Source organism: Streptomyces hokutonensis, assembly GCF_042751305.1.
GTDB classification, from domain to species: domain Bacteria; phylum Actinomycetota; class Actinomycetes; order Streptomycetales; family Streptomycetaceae; genus Streptomyces; species Streptomyces hokutonensis_A.
In genome coordinates, this window is the sequence record NZ_JBHYWD010000009.1 from 156835 (window position 1) to 173143 (window position 16309).

The following is a 16309-nucleotide window of genomic DNA, read 5'->3' on the forward strand; positions in this document are numbered from 1 at the left end:
CTGTGGGCGGGCTGTCGTTGCTGAGAAGCACGTATGAAGTGATTACGGAAGTCTGACGAGCATCCGCGATCCCTGGCCGCGCCGGGGTCGCGGGTGTTCGAATGAGTGCGTGAACCCTGAACCGACCGAGTCGCCCGAGCCATCCGAGGAGGAGAGGGAAGCACAGGGTCGGCCCATCGGCCGCCGTGTCCTTCTCGGCACCCTCGGCCTGGGCGCCCTCGGCGTCGTGTCCGCGCCCGTCCTGCAGAAGGGCATGGACGGGTTCCTCGGTGCCCTCTCCGGCAAGGACCCCACCGGGCTGACCGGACTGCTCCCGAACGGCGGCGGCTTCCGCTACTACTCCGTCACCGCTTCCGTGCCGAACAGGAACGCCCAGAACTACCGGCTGACCGTCGACGGCCTGGTCGACAAACCGGCCACCTACACCCTCGCCGACCTGCGCGCGATGCCGCAGACCCGGCTGGTCAAGGACGTCCAGTGCGTCACCGGCTGGCGGGTCCCCGGCACCCCCTTCGAGGGGGTGCGGCTGTCCCGGCTCCTGGACGCCGCGGGAGTGCGCGCCAAGGCCGGGGCGGTCCGCTTCACCTGCTTCGACGGCGCCTACACGGAGAGCCTCACCCTCGACCAGGCCCGCCGCTCCGACATCCTGGTCGCGCTGCGCATGCAGGACAAACCCCTGGGCCACGACCACGGCGGCCCGGTCCGCCTCTACGTCGCCCCCATGTACTTCTACAAGTCCGCGAAGTGGCTGTCCGGCATCACGGTCACCGAGCACGTCAAGCCCGGCTACTGGGAGGACCGGGGCTACGACGTCGACGCCTGGGTCGGCAAGTCGAACGGACGCGGCGATGCCCCTACGAGCTGAAGCCCAGCCCCCGCAGACGGCGCCCTCGGCCCGGGTCCGCCGCTTCGGCCGCACCGAGCGCTGGGTGCACCGGACCACGGCCGCGCTGATGGGCGTCTGCGTGGCCACGGCCGCCTGCCTCTACATCCCGGAGTTCGCCGTGCTCGTCGGCCGCCGCCAACTCGTCGTCCGCATCCACGAGTTGGCCGGGGTCGCGCTCCCCGTACCCGTCCTCTTCGGCCTCTTCTCCCGGGGCTTCCGCGTCAACCTCGGCTTCCTCAACCGCTTCGGCCCGCACGACCGGGTCTGGCTGCGCGGCGCCCTGATGCGCGACAAACGCCGGTCGGCCCGGCCCGCCGACAAGTTCAACGCCGGCCAGAAGATCTACGCCAACTGGATCGCCGGCGCGAGCCTGGTGATGCTCGGCACGGGCCTGATGATGTGGTTCACCCACCTCACCCCGATCATGTGGCGCACCAGCGCGACCTTCGTCCACGACTGGCTCGCCCTCACGATCGGCATCGTGCTGGGCGGTCACATCGGGATGGCGCTCGGTGACCCGGAGGCGCGGGCGGGGTTGCGTACGGGGAAGGTGAGCAGGGAGTGGGCGAAGCGGGAGCACCCGCTGTGGAAGCCGTGAGCGCGGTCAGCACTCCCTGGCCCGGTAGGCGCGCCCGCTGACGTACTCCACGCGCAGCCCGGGGTCACCGTCCCGCAGCACGTAGAGCGTGCCGTCCCAGGGGGCCCAGTACCGCGGTACGAGGAACAGACGGTCCCCCGAGACGTGGAACAGCCGCAGCCCCGCATACCGGAAGTGGTAGGGACTGCCCTTCTCCGCGACGGCCGAGACACAGCTGCCGCCGCCGCGGATCAGCAGGTCCTGCTTGCTGAACACGACGACCGCCGTGAACCCGTCGGCGACCGTCACGGTCGTCTCGGCGGCACGGCGCCGGCCGACGATCTCCGCGTACGCGTACACCGCCCAGAACAGCGAGACCACGGCGACCAGCAGGGCCGGCACCCAGATACGCGCCGCCCTGCGCCGGCCGGCGGGCCGCGTGTACGCGTACGCGCTCAGCCGTACGCCCGCGAGGATCGCCAGCGGGACCACGAGATTCAGGGCGCCCGGAGCGACGTAGTAGAGGGCGAGCGGCGGGAGCGACGGCAGCCGGGCGTACCGCAGGACGCGCAGCACCCGCGCGGTGCGCTGCGGGTCGCGCTCCTCCCGGTGGTGCAGGGCCGCCGCCATCCACACGGCCGCCGCCAGCACGGGGAAGTAGAGCGCGTCCACGCTGCGCAGCAGGTAGTCGGCGGTGGAGAACCGGAAGAGCGTGTCCCGCAGCCCGAGCGCCCGCGTCTCGGCGTCCGTACTGGCCCAGCCGAAGGATGGGGGTGGGTCGGGGACGGAGTCGAGCAGCGCCTTGCTGCACCGCTTCAGCCCTCGAAATCGAGGAGCGCCTCGCAATACCGGCTCAGCTCTCGAAGCCCCGCCGCGCTTTGCAATACCGGCTCAGCTCTCGAAGCCCCGCCGCGCCTCGCAATACCGGCTCAGCTCTCGAAGCCCCGCCGCGCCTCGCAATACCGGCTCAGCTCTCGAAGCCCCGCCGCGCTTTGCAATACCGGCTCAGCTCTCGAAGCCCCGCCGCGCTTTGCAATACCGGCTCAGCTCTCGAAGCCCCGCCGCGCATTGCAATACCCGCTCGGCTCTCGACGTCCAGCTGCACTTTGCAGTGCTGGCTCAACCCCCGAAATCCAGCAGCACCTTGCACGACCGGCTCCGATCAGCCGCCAGCGTGAACGCCGACTCGGCGTCCCGGACCGGTACCACCGCGCTGACGAGCGCGTCGAACGCGGACTCCACGGCGAGGAGTTGGAGCGCGTCGTCGAACTCCGTGTCGAAGCGGAACGCGCCCCGCAGCTCGATCTCCCGGCTGACGACCAGATTCCCCGCGAAGGGACTCTGCCCCGGCGGCAGCATCCCGAGCTGCACGACCACCCCACCCCGCCGCACCAGCCGCAGACAGGTGTCGAGCCCGGCCGCCACCCCGGACGCCTCGATGGCCACGGCGACCTCCGACGGCCACCCGGAGTCGTCCGGATCGTCGGCCCGTACGACGGTGCCGGCACCGGCGGCCGTGGCGTAACTCAGCGCCGCCGGAAGGAGATCGGTGACCGTGACCTGTGCCGCGCCGGCCGCCTTCGCCGCCGCGACGACCAGGCAGCCGATCGGACCCGCGCCGGTGACCAGCACATGGCGTCCGGTCACGTCCCCGGCCCGGCGTACGGCGTGCAGGGCGACGGAGAGCGGTTCGGCAAGGGCGGCCCGGCGCAGCTCGAGCCCCTCCGGGACCGGCCTCAACTGCTGCGCGGGGACGGTGACTTGGGCCGCAAATCCGCCCTGTACGTGCGGGAAGCGGGCCGCGCTGCCCAGATAGGCGGTGTCCCGGCACACGTTGCGTCGGCCGTCCGCGCACTCGGGGCAGACCCCGCACGGGCTGGCCGGGTGCACAGCAACTGCCGTACCGGGGGCGGGACCTGAGCCCCCGGGACCGTAGGACACGACCGTGCCGACCACCTCGTGGCCGAGCAGCATCGGTTCCTTGAGGCGGAAGTCGCCGACGCCTCCGTGGCGCCAGTAGTGGAGGTCGGAGCCGCAGACGCCGCCGTAGCGGACGGCGACCAGGGCCTGGCCGGGGCCGGGCATGGGGAGCTCCAACTCCTCCACGCGCAGGTCGCCTTCACCGTGGATCACACAACCCAGCATCTCCGCAGCTCCCTTCAGAGCACGCTCGTCATACCGCCGTCGACGTACAGCACCTGTCCGCTCACGAAGTCGGCGGCGGGCGACGCCAGGAACAGCACCCCGCCGACCAGGTCCCGTGTGCTGCCCCAGCGACCGGCCGGGGTCCGCTTGCGCACCCAGGCGCTGAACTCCTCGTCGTCGACGAGGGGTTGGGTCAGTTCCGTCTCGATGTAGCCGGGACCGAGGCCGTTGACCTGGACGCCGGACGGGCCCCAGTCCGCGCACATGCCCTTGGTGAGCATCTTCAACGCGCCCTTGGTGGCCGCGTAGGGCGCGATCCCGGGGCGGACCACCTCGCTCTGCAACGAGCAGATGTTGATGATCTTCCCGTGCCCGCGCTCCGTCATCCGGCGGGCCGCCTCGCGGCCGACCAGGAACGCGCTGGTGAGGTTGGTGTCGATGATGCGGTGCCAGTCGGAGTCGGTGAACTCCAGGAGCGGGGCGCGCAGTTGCATACCGGCGTTGTTGACCAGGATGTCCAGCGGGCCGACCCGATCTTCAATGTCTTTGATTCCGGCGGCGACTGACGGACCGTCGGTCACGTCGAAGGCGGCCGTATGGACATCGCCGGAAAGTTCGGCGGCGGCCTTGGTGAGGCGTTCGCCGTCCCGTCCGTTCAGGACGACCGTGCAGCCGGCCTCCAACAGGCCCTGCGCGAGGGCGAGTCCGATGCCCCGGCTGGAACCGGTGACCAGGGCCGTACGGCCACTGATGTCGAAGAGAGGATGACTCATTCCCGTACCCCTAGATGATCAGCGAGAGGAGGAGGACCAGTCCGCCGGCGACCACCGAGATGATCGTCTCCATGACGGACCAGGTCTTGAGGGTCTGGCCGACGCTCAGGCCGAAGTACTCCTTCACCAGCCAGAATCCGGCGTCGTTGACATGGCTGAAGAAGACCGAGCCCGCGCCGATCGCCAGCACGAGGAGGGCGGTGTGGGTCGAGGACATGTCGGCGGCCAGCGGGGCGACCAGACCGGCCGCCGAGATCGTGGCCACCGTCGCCGAACCGGTCGCCAGCCGGATCGCCACCGCGATCAGCCAGGCCAGCAGCAGCGCCGGGATCGACCAGTCCTTGGAGATGTCCAGGATCATCTGGCCGACACCGGAGTCGATCAGCGTCTGCTTGAAGCCGCCGCCCGCGCCGACGATGAGCAGGATGCCCGCGATCGGCATCAGCCCCTTCTCGACGGTCGAGGACAGCCGCTCCTTGGTGAAGCCGGCCGGACGGCCCAGCGTGAACATGCCGACGATCACCGCCGCGAGCAGTGCGATCAGCGGCGAGCCGATGACGTCGAAGACCCGCTGCACGGTGTGCGTGGGGTCGTCCACGACGATGTCCACCAGCGCCTTGGAGAGCATCAGCACGACCGGCAGCAGGATCGTGGCGAGGGTCGCGCCGAAGCCGGGACGGTTCTCCAGGTCCTCGGAGGGGCGCTGCGGGAGCATGCGGTCCGGCGCCTGGACGTCCACCCAGCGGGCGGCGACCTTCGAGAACAGCGGACCGGCGATGATCACGGTCGGGATGGCGACCAGCACGCCGAGCGCGAGGGTCAGACCGAGGTTGGCCTTGACCGCGTCGACGGCGACGAGCGGCCCGGGGTGCGGCGGGATGAGCCCGTGCATGACCGACAGACCGGCCAGTGCCGGTATGCCGATCCGCATCAGCGAGTAGTTGCCGCGCTTGGCGACCATCAGCACGACCGGGATCAGCAGCACGATGCCGACCTCGAAGAACAGCGGCAGTCCGATCACGGAGGCGATCAGCACCATCGCCCACGGCATCGACCGGGGGCTCGCCTTCGCGAGGATCGTGTCGACGATCTGGTCCGCGCCACCGGAGTCGGCGAGCAGCTTGCCGAGGATCGCGCCCAGCGCGATCAGCACACCCACACCGGCGACGGTCGAACCGAGCCCGGTGGTGAAGCTGGTGATGGCCTTGTCCAGCGGCGCCCCGGCGAACGCGCCGAGCGCGAGCGAGCCGATGGTCAGCGCCAGGAAGGCGTGCATCTTGAACTTGGTGATGAGCAGGACGATGACGGCGATGCCCGCCAGTACGGCGATGCCCAGCTGTGCGTGGCCGGCCGAGGTGATGGGCTCGACGGGGTCCGCTGCCAGCATCTCGACGCTGAGTCTGGTCACGGTGATTTCCTTGTGGATACGGGGAGTCGGGGTGTCAGGCGGTACTAGGAGGTCGGCTCGGGGACCTGTTCGAGCGCGGTCATGGCCCGCTCGGCGATCTGCTCCGGGCTGCCGCTGACGTCCACGGCGACTCCGGCCTCGTCGGCCTCCAGCGGCTGGAGCGTGGCGAACTGCGAGTCGAGCAGCGCGGTCGGCATGAAGTGCCCGTGCCGGTGCGCCATCCGGTCCTCGATGAGCGCGCGGTCGCCGGTGAGATGCACGAAGACGACTCCGGGGGCCGCGGCCCGCAGCCGGTCGCGGTACGACCGCTTCAGCGCCGAGCTGCTCACGACCCCGCCGAGCCCCGCACGCCCGTGCGCCCAGGAGCCGATGGCGTCCAGCCAGGGCCACCGGTCCTCGTCCGTCAGCGGGTGCCCGGCCGACATCTTGGCGATGTTGGCCTGCGGGTGGAAGTCGTCGCCCTCGGCGTACGGCACACCGAGCCGGGCCGCGAGCAGGGGACCGATGGTGGTCTTCCCGGTGCCCGCTACGCCCATCACCACGACGACATGGGGGGTACGCATCGCTGCCTCACTGTCTCCGTCGACACCTGATGTCGATCCCACTGAAACCGATTAGGTACGACGAATTCAAGAGTCTGTGACATATAAGTCTGACTTTTTGGTTCGGTGACGCGACCCGTACGCTGAGTGCATGACCACTCCGGGCCGCGGGTTGCACGGCCGCGTACTCGACTCCCTCGGCCCCGCCATCACCGCGGGCGACTACCCGCCGGGCAGCGTCCTGCGCACGGACGAGCTCGCCAAGGACTTCGAGGTGTCCCGCTCCGTGATGCGCGAGGCGGTCCGCGTCCTCGAATCCATGCACCTGGTCGAGTCCCGCCGCCGAGTGGGCGTCACCGTCCGCCCCAAGGCCGAGTGGAACGTCTACGACCCACAGGTCATCCGCTGGCGTCTGGCCGGCGCGGACCGCCCGCAGCAGTTGCGCTCCCTCACGGTGCTGCGTTCGGCGGTCGAGCCGATCGCCGCGGGCCTCGCCGCCAAGTTCGCCACGGCGGAGCAGTGCGCGGAACTCACCGAGTGCGCGATCGGCATGGTGGCCAACTCACGCGGCCACAAACTGGAGGCCTACCTCGTCCACGACGTGGCCTTCCACCGGGTGATCCTCGCCGCCTCCGGCAACGAGATGTTCGCCCGCCTCGGCGACGTCGTCACCGAGGTCCTGGCCGGCCGCACCCATCACGAGGTCATGTTCGAGGACCCCGACCCGGCCGCCGTCACCCTCCACGTCCAGGTCGCGGAGGCGGTCCGCGAGGGCGACGCGGTCCGCGCGGAGACCCTGACCCGCGAGATCACGATCGGAGCACTCCAGGAACTGGACATCCTGGCCCCGTAGAACCCTCAGTCCTCGATGAACTCTCCGTCGAGGTAGACCCACGCCCCGTCGACCCGCTCGAACCGACTCCGCTCATGGATCGCCCCACCCCGGTACGAGGCCCGGAACGTCACGGTCCCCGCGGAATGGAACGCCGACCCACCGCTCGTACCGAGAATCTCGAGCCCGGTCCACCGCATCCCCGGGTCCAGATCGAGGGGCGCGGCGGGGCGGGTCCTCGGATGCCAACTGCGCAGCAGATACGGCGAGTCCAACCGCACGAAGGCGCTGTAGCGCGAGCGCATCAAGGCTTCGGCGGTGGGGGCTGCGGCGGTGCCCGAGTGGTAGCGGCCGCAGCAGTTGTCGTAGGGGGTGGGGAGGCCGCAGGGGCAGTTGGTGCGTGGGGTCATGGGCATATTGTGCCGGGGCTAGGTGAGTGGCTCGTCGGGGGTGACCCGGAGCGGCAACTCGACGTAGGCGTCCGCCCCGGGGCCGGGCAGCTCGGTGACTTCCTTCCCGTGCGTGAGGATCGCGCGGGCCAGGACGGGCGGCGTCGGGTTGTCCGCGGGAGCGCCATCCGCGTGTGCGGCCCCGATGAACTGGACGAGAAGGGCACCGGTGACGCGGGTGCCGATCTGGTTCACGAAACCTGGCGGGAGGATCCACTCGACTCCCTGGTACAGGGTCTCGCCGACGGTGTCGTGGACTCTCCTGACGTACCACTCGTCGTTCTGTATCTGGGGCGCGCTGCGCGCGTTCAGATGGGCGACCGCGGACGCCACCGCGTTGAGCTCAGGAAAGCCGGTCAGCCCAGCCGTGACTGTGCCGAAGGCCTCCAGCATGGGTCCGGCCACCCGGAGGTCTTTGGCCAGTGTGTCCCTCCATGCCCGCTCCTCCTGCACTGGCGGCAGGTGGTACACGACGGCCTGGAGATCCTTCACCCGCCAATCACCCTCGGCTGGGAACAACAGGGTGACCTCCGTGCGCCGGGCGTCCCCTGAGTGCCCGAGCGTCCAGATGTACAGATAGGCCGTGAATGGGGGCGTCCCATCCGAGCCCGTGGCGAAGATCCGCTCCAACGGAATGGACCGCGGCTCGGTCTCCCCGTAGACCTCCAGCCACTCACCCGTCTGCGCGCGCCCCCGACCCCATGCGGCTCCCATGACCTCACCCCCATGAAGCCACTTGATACTCCGTCAGCTCCCCACCCGCAACGGAGCCGACAACTCAGACCGCGATCCCCGTCTCCGCCGAAGGCATCGGCGGCAACCTCGTCCCGTACACCCACGCCTCGAAAAGCTGGTCCAACGGCTCGGAAGTGAACCGGGACGCATGCGACGTGAACGTCGCTGTCGTCACCGTGCCGTTGCGGTGGACGCTCGCCCAACTCCGCAGCATGCGGAAGAACGCGATGTCGCCCAGTGCGCAGCGCACCGCGTGGACGGCGACGCCGCCGCGTTCGTAGAGGCGGTCGTCGAACATGGACTTGCGGCCCGGGTCGGCGAGGCGCAGGTCCTGGGGGAGCGTGGACAGCAACCGGTGTGCCGCGGCGGCGTGTTGGTGGGCCGTACGGCCGCCGGAGCGCTCGGACCACAGCCATTCCGCGTACTTGGCGAGGCCCTCGTTCAGCCAGATGTGCCGCCAGTCGGCGATGGAGACGCTGTTGCCGAACCACTGGTGGGCCAGCTCGTGCGCGACGAGCCGTTCCGAACCCCGGGCCCCGTCAACGTGGTTGGCGCCGAACAGCGACAACCCCTGTGCCTCGACGGGGACATCGAGTTCCTCCTCCGTCACCACCACCGCGTACTCGTCGAAGGGGTACGGGCCGAAGAGGTCCTGGAACAGTTCCATCATCGCGGGCTGGCGCGCGAAGTCCCTTGAGAACTCCGGGAGTAGGTCCGACGGGATGTGCCCGTGCTGCGGGACCCCGCCCAGACCCGGGTCGCCCAGCAGCACCGTCTGGTACTTGCCGATCGACAGCCCGACCAGATAACTCGACGTCGGCGCCGACTGTTCGTACACCCAAGTCGTGGTCGAGGCCTTCGTCGTACGCGTCAGCAGTCGTCCGCCCGCCACCACCGCGTACGCCGACGGCGTCGTGATCGAGATCTGGTACGACGCCTTGTCGGCCGGGCGGTCGTTGCACGGGTACCAGGACGGTGCCCCGATCGGCTGGCTCGCCACGAGCGCGCCGTCGGTCAGCTCCTCCCAGCCGAGCCCGCCCCAGGGGCTGGCGACCGGCTTGGGGTTGCCCGACCAGTGGACCTCGACGGTGAACGCGGCACCGGCCCGCAGCGGCTTCGCGGGCCGGATGCGCAGCCGTCCGCCGCGGTGCGTGTAGTGCGGCTGGCGGCCGTCCACCCGGATCCGGCCGATCTTGAAGTCACCCAGGTTCAGCTGGAATTCGGGCAGCGGCGCACGACCCGCTATCGCGTTGATACGGGCCGTGCCGGCCAGCCGGTTGGGGCCGGGGCGGTAGTCCAGCGCCAGCTCATAGCGGTGCACCCGGTAGCGGGCATCGCCGTTTGCCGGGAAATACGGGTCCGGACCCGCCGCCTGCTGAACGGTCACTGCTGCGTCTGCTCCCTGCGCTGTGCTCGTATCTCGTACCCGTGCACCGCCCTCCGAAGCCGACGCCGCGTGACCTGTGTTCAGGATCGCCATGACTCGATCGGATTGCCCAGCCAGCGGGTGTCGTCCGGAACGGACTCCCCCGCCATCACGAGTGACGCGGGGCCCAGAGTGGTGCGCGCCCCGACCTCGCTGCCGGGCAGGACGATTCCGCCAGGACCCAGCGTCGCGCCCGCACGGAGGACCACAGTATCCGTCCGCAAGATCCGGTCGTGGAAGAGGTGGGTCTGGAGCACACAGCCGCGGTTCACCGTCGTGGCGTCCTCCAGGGTCACCAGGTCGGTCTCCGGCAGCCAGTAGCTCTCCACCCAGACGCCCTTGCCGATGTGCGCGCCGAGCCCTCGCAGCCAGGCCGTCAGCACCGGAGTACCCGGAACCGAACCGGCCAGCCACGGCACCGCCACGACCTCGACGAAGGTGTCCGCCAGCTCGTTGCGCCACACGTAACCGCTCCACAGCGGGTGCTCGGCACCGTGGTGCCGCCCCACGAGGGTCCACTTGGCCACGATCGAGATCAGCCCGGCGAGCGCGCCCACGGCCAGCAGCACCAGGCCCGCCAGCAGCGGCGCCCACACCCCCAGCGCACACAGCGCGGCCACCGTCAGCAGGGCGAGCGCCGCCGAGCAGAACACCGGCACGATCCGGCACAGCTCGACCAGCCCGCGCGCCCACAGCAGCCGGGCCGGCGGGTCGTACGTCCGGCTCTGGTCGCCGCCGCTCGTGCTGCGCGGCAGCTTCACCGGCGGCAGGCCCAGATACGACGTGCCCTTCTTCGCCTTCTTCGGCGTCGCCGACAGCACCCCGACGAGCCCGCCGTCCGGCACGCTCCGCCCGGGCGCGGTCATCCCGGAGTTCCCGAGGAACGCCCGCCGCCCGATCTCGGCGCGCCCGATGTGCACCCAGCCGCCACCGAGCTCGTACGGCGCGGTCAACGTGTCGTCGGCCAGGAACGCGCCCTCGCCCACGGTCGTCAGGCTGGGCAGCGCGAGCACGGTCGACACCTCGGCACCCCGCCCGATCCGCATCCCGAGCAGCCGCAGCCACACCGGCGTGACCAGCCCGGCGTACAGCGGGAACAGGGTCTCGCGGGAGAGGTCCATCAGCTGTGTGACCGTCCACGCCTGCCAGCCGATGCGGCTGTGCGTGGGGTGCGTGCCCTCGCGCAGCCCGAGACTGAGCAGCCGGACACCGATCAGGATCAGCAGCGCGTACGCCAGCCCGAAGGCCAGTGTCGCCGGGACCAGGGCCAGGGACGCGCCCCGCAGGGCCTCGCCGAGACCGTCGCCCGGTGCCACGAACAGGCTGGTCACCAGGAGCGCTACGGCGCCCGCGACCACCGGGAGCATGGTGAGCGCGAAGCCCGTCATGCCGTACATAGCGCGCCAGTACGTGCCGCGCTGCGGGCGCTCCTTGGGCCAGTTGCGCTTGGCCTTGCCGAGCTTGACCGCGGGCGCGCCCGCCCAGCGTTGGCCGGTCGGGATGGTGCCGGTGACGGCCGAACCCGGCGCCACCTCGGCCCGCTTGCCCACCCGGGCGCCCGGGAACAGCATGCTGCGCGTGCCGACGACGGCGTGCGCGCCGACCTTGACCGGGCCGATCTCCAGGCGGTCGCCGTCCAGCCAGTAGCCGGACAGGTCCACCTCGGACTCGACCGCGGCACCGCGGCCCAGCTTGAGCATGCCGGTGACCGGCGGGAGGGAGTGCAGATCGACGTCCGGGCCGATCTTGGCGCCCAGCGCACGTGCGTATCGCTCAAGCCACGAGCCCGTCAGCGCGGTCGCCCCGCTGAACTCGGCCAGCCGCTCGGCCGCCCACAGCCGCAGATGGACGCTGCCACCACGGTCGTAGCGTCCCGGCTTCACGCCGCGCAGCAGCAGGCGCGCGCCGCCCGCGGCGATCGCGAGCCGGCCGGGCGGGCTGAAGAGCAGCAGGGCGCCGGCGGCGACCAGCCACCACGAGGCGGTCGGCAGCCAGGCGTAGCCGTTGAGCACGTTGCCGAGCGCGGCCAGCGCCACCGTCCAGCGCAGGCCCGCCAGGGTGAACAGGGGGACCAGCGCGAGGAGTTGGATCACCTTGGCGCGGGTCGGGACCGGCGCGATCACGCGTGCCGTGCCGTCGCCCTGCGCCGAGTCCTCCAGGTGCCGGGCCAGCTTGCGGAGCGTGGGCTGCTGGTAGATGTCGAGGACGGCCGCGCTCGGGTAGCGGGTGCGCAGCCGGGTGGTGAGCTGGGCGGCGGCCAGGCTGCCGCCGCCGATCGCGAAGAAGTCGTCGGCCGCGCTGCTCACGGGGATGCCCAGCACCTCGGCCCACTGCTCGGCGAGCCAGGCCTCCGTGCCGTAGAGCTGCTCCTTGGCGCCGCCGGTCTCCAGGCCTTCGAGCGGCCAGGGGAGTGCGTTGCGGTCGACCTTGCCGGAGGTGCGGGTCGGGAGATCCTCGACCGGCGCGATCAACGGGACCAGGGCGGCGGGCAGTTCGGCGCGCAGCTTCTCGACGGCGGAGGCGTGGTCCCAGCCCTCCTGCGTGACGACATAGCCGACGAGAAGTTGGTTGCCGCTGCGGGCAGTTCGTACGGCGGCTGCGGCGCCCGCGACTCCGGGCAGTGCCTGGAGGGCCGCGTCGACCTCGCCCAACTCGATCCGGCGGCCGCCGAGTTTGATCTGCTCGTCGGCGCGGCCGAGGAAGATCAGGCCCTCGGGTTCGGCCTTGACCAAGTCACCGCTGCGGTACGCCCGTTCCCAGCCGAGCGATTCGAGGGGCGCGTACTTCTCCGCGTCCTTCTCGGGGTCGAGATAGCGGGCGAGACCGACCCCGCCGATCACCAACTGGCCGCTGCCGCCCATCGGTACGGGCACTCCGGCCTCGTCGACGACGGCCAACTCCCAGCCGTTCAGGGGGAGTCCGATGCGGATCGGCTCGTCGCCGGTCATCAGGGAGGCGCAGGCGACGACGGTCGCCTCGGTCGGGCCGTACGTGTTCCAGACCTCGCGGCCCTCGGTGACGAGGCGCTGCACCAGCTCGGGCGGGCAGGCCTCACCGCCGAAGATCAGCAGGCGTACGTCGTTCAGCGCCTCGGGCTCCCACAGGGAGGCCAGGGTCGGCACGGTCGAGACGACGCTGATGTCCTGGTCCACCAGCCAGGGGCCGAGGTCGGCGCCGCTGCGGACCTGGGAGCGGGGGACGGGCACCAGGCAGGCGCCGTAGCGCCAGGCGAGCCACATCTCCTCGCAGGAGGCGTCGAAGGCGACGGACAGGCCCGCCATGACCCTGTCACCCGGACCGATGGGGTCGTCGGTGAGGAACAGTGCCGCCTCGGCGTCCACGAAGGCCGCCGCGCTGCGGTGGGTGACGGCGACGCCCTTGGGCTTGCCGGTGGAGCCGGAGGTGAAGATGATCCACGCGTCCTGCTCGACACCGGGCCGGGCGGCCGGAACGTCGCTGTGCCCGAGCACGGTCAGCGCGTGCTCGGCGCCGATCACGGCACGGACGTCGGCCTCGCCGAACACCAGCTCGGCCCGCTCGTCCGGGTCCTCGGCGTCGACGGGGACGTAGGCGGCGCCGGCGGCGAGGACGGCGAGGATCGCGATGTAGAGGTCGTTGGTCCCGGACGGGACGCGCACGCCGACCCGGTCGCCCAGGCCGACACCGGCGGCGGCCAGGGTGCGGCGCAGGGTCTCGACCTCGACGGCCAGCGCGCGGTAGGTCAGGCGGACGGTGCCGTCGTCCAGGGCGAGCTCGTCGGGATACGACCGCACGGACGCGTCGAAAATGTCGACAAGCGTGCGGGCCGAGGCGGCGGGCGCCGCGGAGAATCGTGCCGTATCGCCGAACTGTGTGCGGATCTCTTCGTCAAGCCCGAGAGCACTGCTCTCGTGTATGGCTGCCATCGGTCCTCGCGTCTCGAACCCGGAAACTTCCGGGGTGCTGGCGGGCCCGCAGGTATGCCTGGGGTTGTCCAGCTCCAGCTCCGTTCCGTAACAAGCCGGAAATTTTAGTACGACGCTAGGCGCCCCGCCCGCCGACGGCCACTCGGGGCGGCCGAACGGGGGCGCTCCGTGAGCAATCGGCAACGCTCTGACCTGCTGATCTTCCGATCGATGGAGACATCCCCCACAAAACCGGCGAGGACTCCCTCCTGGCGTCGGTCGGATCCGGGCCACGGACTCCCGCGGGGCGCGTTCCGGCATATGTCGTCGATCAGACACTCCCGGAATCAGATTCGGCCAACTCCCCTGTTAACCCTCTGCGTTCGCACACGAGCCGATGAAGTCGGGGCTTGTCACAGGGGACGGCCGTGAGGCTAAATGGCGAAAGAATCGACTTCGGTCGCGGGTCGCCGCCTTGCACCGGGTGTCTCGCAGCGGAGGAAGGGGATTCGTCTGGTGGCAGCCGACCGGCCGGTGGGCTATCGGGTGCTGTGGGCGGTGACGGAATACCGTGCGGTGTTCGTCGCGAGTGCGCTGTCCTGGACCGGGGACTATCTGTGCAAGGCCGCAGTCACTCTGCTGGTGTACGAGCGGACCAGTTCGGCGCTGGCCTCCGGTGCCGCGTTCGCCATCGGGTATCTGCCCTGGCTGTTCGCGGGCCCCGTGCTCGCCGCGGTCGCCGAACGGTACCCCGCGCGCACGGTGATGATCTCCTGCGATCTGATCCGCGCGGTGCTGATCGGACTGGTCGCGATTCCGGGCCTGCCGATCCCGGTCCTCTTCGCGCTGCTGCTGGCCGGCGGGCTGGCGTCGCCACCGTTCGAGGCGGCCCGCTCCGCCCAGCTCCCGGAGATCCTGACCGGCGACCGGTATCCGCTGGCCCTGGCACTCAACAACTCCGTCCTGCACGCCGCGCAGGTCGCCGGGTACGCCCTCGGCGGAGTGATCGCCGGATACAGCCCCCAGGTGGCGCTGGCTCTGAACGCCCTCACGTTCCTCGGTTCGGCGCTGCTGCTGCGCCTGTACGTCCGCAAACGTCCCGCGGGGCTGACAGCCGCCCGCCGCACCGGCCTGTGGCGCGAGACGGGCCAGGGATACGCGGTGGTGTTCGGCGACCCGCTGCTGCGCGCGATCGCGATCATCACCTTCGGCGTGGTCACCTTCGTGATCGTCCCGGAGGGCCTGGCCGCCGCCTGGGCGTCCGACCTGGGCGGCGGTGGCAGGACCCAGGGCCTGATCATGGCCGCCAACCCGCTCGGCGTCGCCATCGGCGGCCTGGTTCTGAACCGTCTGCTGTCGCCCCGGGTCCGGACCCTGCTGATGCGCCCACTGGCCGTCCTGGCACCGCTGGTCCTGGTCCCTGCGTTGCTCAACCCGCCACTGGCCGTGGTGGTGGTCGTGGTCACCGTCTCCGGGATAGCCATGGCGCTGCTGCTGCCCGCCGCGCAGACCCTGTTCAAGCAGGCGCTCGCCCAGGAATACCGGGCCCGGGCGTTCGGTGTGATGAACGGCGGCGTGCAGCTCGCCCAGGGAGCCGCGATCCTGATCACGGGCGCACTCAGCGAGCGCCTGCCCACCCCGACCGTCATCGGCGCCTGGTGTGCCGCCGGGACGGTGCTGATGCTGCTGGCCACGTTCCGGCCGCTCACCGACCCCGCCGGGGCGGTCGCCGTGCCACCCGTGCTGACCGAGGAGACCCGATGAACACCCCCACCGTCACGGCTGCCACCGGCGGTGATTCCGGCCAACCTCTGGACCCGCAGGACCCGGGAGACCGTCACGGCCCCCGGACCGGTGACGCGATCGGGGACCTGCTGCTCGCCGCCCACCGGGCGGACCCGGATGCCGCCCCGGTCCTGCAGATCATCGAACGCGACGACGGCTTCGTGAAATCGGCTCCCCTCACCTCCTGGCTCGCACCGATCGACCAGTGGCCCGACGAGGACCGCCAAGCGCTGGACCTGGTCAAGGGCCACCGGGTCCTGGACATCGGCGCCGGCGGCGGACGCGCCGCGCGCGTCCTCCTGGAGCGCGGCCACGACGTCACCGCGCTGGACGTCTCGGCCGGCGCGCTGGAGGTGTGCCGGCGGCAAGGCGTCCGGTCCCTGGTCCACGGCACGGTCGACGAACACGCCGGTTCCGGGGCGCGCTACGACACCTTCCTGCTGCTCGGCGCCAACCTGGGCCTCCTGGAAAGCCGGGAGCGGGCGCCCCGGTTCCTCCGCGCCCTGGCCGCGATGGCCGCACCCGGGGCCGTCGTCATCGGCCAGGGCCACAACATGACCGACTCCCGGGACCCGCAACAGCTGCCCTACAACCGGCGGAACCTGCGCGCGGGCCGCATCGCCGGTCAGCGCACCCTGCGGATCCGCTACCGCGACGTGACCACCCACTGGTTCCACTACCTGTGCCTGGCCCCCCGCGAACTCGCCGGGCTGGCCGCCGGAACCGGCTGGCAGCTCACCGACACCGCCCCCGACGACACGGCTACCGACTACATCGCCACCCTGACGCTGACATCGACATCCGACTGAACGTCGTGCGGCCACAGTCCCGAAACGCAAGAAACCCCACACGAAGTGGGGTTCCAGC

Annotated in this window: 14 protein-coding genes; 5 read left to right on the forward strand and 9 right to left on the reverse strand. The window is 70.9% G+C overall.

What is annotated here, in order from left to right; all coding sequences use genetic code 11:
- The first annotated feature begins 109 nt into the window (after nucleotides 1-109).
- Together ACFXC1_RS24405 and ACFXC1_RS24410 are read left to right on the forward strand one after the other, a co-directional pair.
- Nucleotides 110-865, forward strand: a complete 756-nt coding sequence (locus ACFXC1_RS24405; protein WP_381245787.1) for a molybdopterin-dependent oxidoreductase — start codon at nucleotides 110-112, stop codon at nucleotides 863-865.
- Complete coding sequence (locus ACFXC1_RS24410; protein ID WP_381245789.1) at nucleotides 849-1484, forward strand: cytochrome b/b6 domain-containing protein; 636 nt, start codon at nucleotides 849-851, stop codon at nucleotides 1482-1484. The genes ACFXC1_RS24405 and ACFXC1_RS24410 overlap by 17 nt, the downstream gene beginning before the upstream one ends.
- A gap of 6 nt (nucleotides 1485-1490) precedes the next feature.
- On the opposite strand, the gene ACFXC1_RS24415 is transcribed toward ACFXC1_RS24410, so the two are convergent.
- The 5 genes from ACFXC1_RS24415 to ACFXC1_RS24435 all read right to left on the reverse strand — a co-directional run bounded on the left by ACFXC1_RS24415 (nucleotide 1491) and on the right by ACFXC1_RS24435 (nucleotide 6352).
- Nucleotides 1491-2309 (reverse strand): hypothetical protein, encoded by an 819-nt coding sequence (locus ACFXC1_RS24415; RefSeq protein ID WP_381245791.1) that lies wholly within the window; start codon nucleotides 2307-2309, stop codon nucleotides 1491-1493.
- A gap of 273 nt (nucleotides 2310-2582) precedes the next feature.
- A complete protein-coding gene (locus tag ACFXC1_RS24420; protein WP_381245793.1) occupies nucleotides 2583-3608 on the reverse strand; it encodes an L-idonate 5-dehydrogenase in 1026 nt (341 codons plus the stop codon).
- A gap of 14 nt (nucleotides 3609-3622) precedes the next feature.
- The gene (locus tag ACFXC1_RS24425; protein ID WP_381245794.1) at nucleotides 3623-4381 is read right to left on the reverse strand and encodes an SDR family oxidoreductase; all 759 of its coding nucleotides are present in this window, start codon (nucleotides 4379-4381) and stop codon (nucleotides 3623-3625) included.
- A 10-nt stretch (nucleotides 4382-4391) separates the two neighbouring features.
- Entirely contained in the window at nucleotides 4392-5789 is a 1398-nt protein-coding gene (locus tag ACFXC1_RS24430) for a GntT/GntP/DsdX family permease (RefSeq protein ID WP_381245796.1), read from the reverse strand.
- 44 nt (nucleotides 5790-5833) lie between these two features.
- Nucleotides 5834-6352 (reverse strand): gluconokinase, encoded by a 519-nt coding sequence (locus tag ACFXC1_RS24435; protein ID WP_381245798.1) that lies wholly within the window; start codon nucleotides 6350-6352, stop codon nucleotides 5834-5836.
- A 130-nt stretch (nucleotides 6353-6482) separates the two neighbouring features.
- On the opposite strand from ACFXC1_RS24435, the gene ACFXC1_RS24440 reads away from it, so the two are divergent.
- The gene (locus tag ACFXC1_RS24440) at nucleotides 6483-7184 is read left to right on the forward strand and encodes a FadR/GntR family transcriptional regulator (RefSeq protein WP_381245800.1); all 702 of its coding nucleotides are present in this window, start codon (nucleotides 6483-6485) and stop codon (nucleotides 7182-7184) included.
- 5 nt (nucleotides 7185-7189) lie between these two features.
- Here the strand turns inward: ACFXC1_RS24440 and ACFXC1_RS24445 are convergent, their stop codons facing one another.
- From ACFXC1_RS24445 to ACFXC1_RS24460, 4 genes are all read right to left on the reverse strand, one after another.
- Nucleotides 7190-7573 carry a YchJ family protein gene (locus tag ACFXC1_RS24445; RefSeq protein ID WP_381245802.1) on the reverse strand — a complete coding sequence of 128 codons (384 nt, stop codon included), beginning with the start codon at nucleotides 7571-7573 and terminating at the stop codon, nucleotides 7190-7192.
- Between the two features lie 18 nt (nucleotides 7574-7591).
- Nucleotides 7592-8326 carry a hypothetical protein gene (locus tag ACFXC1_RS24450; RefSeq protein ID WP_381245804.1) on the reverse strand — a complete coding sequence of 245 codons (735 nt, stop codon included), beginning with the start codon at nucleotides 8324-8326 and terminating at the stop codon, nucleotides 7592-7594.
- Nucleotides 8327-8390: 64 nt separating this feature from the next.
- Nucleotides 8391-9734 (reverse strand): M1 family metallopeptidase, encoded by a 1344-nt coding sequence (locus ACFXC1_RS24455; RefSeq protein ID WP_381245806.1) that lies wholly within the window; start codon nucleotides 9732-9734, stop codon nucleotides 8391-8393.
- A gap of 80 nt (nucleotides 9735-9814) precedes the next feature.
- Complete coding sequence (locus tag ACFXC1_RS24460) at nucleotides 9815-13678, reverse strand: Pls/PosA family non-ribosomal peptide synthetase (RefSeq protein WP_381245807.1); 3864 nt, start codon at nucleotides 13676-13678, stop codon at nucleotides 9815-9817.
- A 495-nt stretch (nucleotides 13679-14173) separates the two neighbouring features.
- Here ACFXC1_RS24460 and ACFXC1_RS24465 point away from each other — a divergent pair, with 495 nt between their 5' ends.
- Nucleotides 14174-15421: an MFS transporter gene (locus ACFXC1_RS24465; protein ID WP_381245809.1), complete on the forward strand. Its 1248-nt coding sequence runs from the start codon at nucleotides 14174-14176 to the stop codon at nucleotides 15419-15421.
- The gene (locus tag ACFXC1_RS24470; protein WP_381245811.1) at nucleotides 15418-16251 is read left to right on the forward strand and encodes a class I SAM-dependent methyltransferase; all 834 of its coding nucleotides are present in this window, start codon (nucleotides 15418-15420) and stop codon (nucleotides 16249-16251) included. Before ACFXC1_RS24465 ends, ACFXC1_RS24470 begins: the two co-directional genes overlap by 4 nt.
- The last annotated feature ends 58 nt before the right edge of the window (nucleotides 16252-16309 follow it).